Raw genomic sequence first — 1,744 nt, 5'->3', positions numbered from 1 at the left:
AAACTTGAAAAACACGGATCGGGTTGCGCCATACATATGAAAGAATATAGAATAATGATGTATTTGGCGAATCAAATACCATGGTCTAATAAGGAACCTTTCGGATTCGTTGATAATTTTTTGAAAGATTTCTTCGAAAAGGTTTCATTAACTCCTCATTTATATCGAGTAGACCTTGTTGTTGCGAGAATTCTTAATTCATGAGTTGTAGGGAGGGACTTATGTCACCACAAACAGAGACTAAAGCAAGTGTTGGATTCAAAGCTGGTGTTAAAGAGTATAAATTGACTTATTATACTCCTCAATATGAAGTCAAAGATACTGATATCTTGGCAGCCTTCCGAGTAACTCCTCAACCCGGAGTTCCGCCTGAGGAAGCAGGGGCCGCGGTAGCTGCTGAATCTTCTACTGGTACATGGACAACCGTGTGGACCGATGGGCTTACCAGCCTTGATCGTTACAAAGGGCGATGCTACCACATTGAGCCCGTTCCTGGAGAAGAAGATCAATATATATGTTATGTAGCTTACCCTTTAGACCTTTTTGAAGAAGGTTCTGTTACTAACATGTTTACTTCCATTGTGGGTAATGTATTTGGGTTCAAAGCCCTGCGCGCTCTACGTCTAGAGGATCTGCGAATCCCTACTGCTTATGTTAAAACTTTCCAAGGCCCGCCTCATGGCATCCAGGTTGAAAGAGATAAATTGAACAAGTATGGTCGCCCCCTATTAGGATGTACTATTAAACCTAAATTGGGGTTATCCGCTAAGAACTACGGTAGAGCAGTTTATGAATGTCTACGTGGCGGGCTTGATTTTACCAAAGATGATGAGAATGTGAACTCCCAACCATTTATGCGCTGGAGAGACCGTTTCTTATTTTGTGCCGAAGCAATTTATAAATCACAGGCTGAAACAGGTGAAATCAAAGGGCATTACTTGAATGCTACTGCAGGTACATGTGAAGAAATGATCAAAAGGGCCGTGTGTGCTAGAGAATTGGGAGTTCCTATCGTAATGCACGACTACTTAACAGGTGGGTTCACTGCAAATACTAGCTTGGCTCATTATTGCCGAGATAATGGTCTACTTCTTCACATCCATCGCGCAATGCACGCAGTTATTGATAGACAGAAGAATCATGGTATGCACTTTCGTGTACTAGCTAAAGCTTTACGTATGTCTGGTGGAGATCATATTCACGCTGGTACAGTAGTAGGTAAACTTGAAGGAGAAAGGGACATAACTTTGGGCTTTGTTGATTTACTACGTGATGATTTTATTGAAAAAGATCGAAGCCGTGGTATTTATTTCACTCAAGATTGGGTTTCTATGCCAGGTGTTCTGCCCGTAGCTTCGGGGGGTATTCACGTTTGGCATATGCCTGCTTTGACCGAGATCTTTGGAGATGATTCCGTACTACAATTCGGTGGAGGAACTTTAGGACACCCTTGGGGAAATGCACCGGGTGCCGTAGCTAATCGAGTAGCTTTAGAAGCATGTGTACAAGCTCGTAATGAGGGACGTGACCTTGCCCGCGAGGGTAATGAAATTATCCGCGAGGCTAGCAAATGGAGTCCTGAACTAGCTGCTGCTTGTGAAGTATGGAAGGCGATCAAATTTGAATTCGACGCAGTGGATAAATTAGATAAACCAGCTTGATAAATCAAATTTGAATTCGAAGCAATGGATACTTTGTAATCCAGTAATTACTGTCGGTTTGTTGAATTGCAATTAAACTCGGC

2 protein-coding genes are annotated in these 1,744 nt (G+C 42.4%); both read left to right on the top strand.

The features are described from left to right. The coding region (locus IE244_RS43495; protein ID WP_229854911.1) for a hypothetical protein at positions 1–204 on the top strand (204 nt) is incomplete at its 5' end. Positions 205–221: 17 nt separating this feature from the next. Further along, positions 222–1,661, top strand: a complete 1,440-nt coding sequence (locus IE244_RS43490; RefSeq protein WP_188363613.1) for a form I ribulose bisphosphate carboxylase large subunit — start codon at positions 222–224, stop codon at positions 1,659–1,661. Positions 1,662–1,744 lie beyond the last annotated feature (83 nt).

The organism is Streptomyces filipinensis, assembly GCF_014649495.1.
In the GTDB taxonomy this organism is placed as follows: Bacteria; Actinomycetota; Actinomycetes; order Streptomycetales; family Streptomycetaceae; genus Streptomyces; species Streptomyces filipinensis.
Note: the sequence above shows the minus strand (reverse complement) of the source record. Positions and strands in the feature narration are given on the sequence as shown.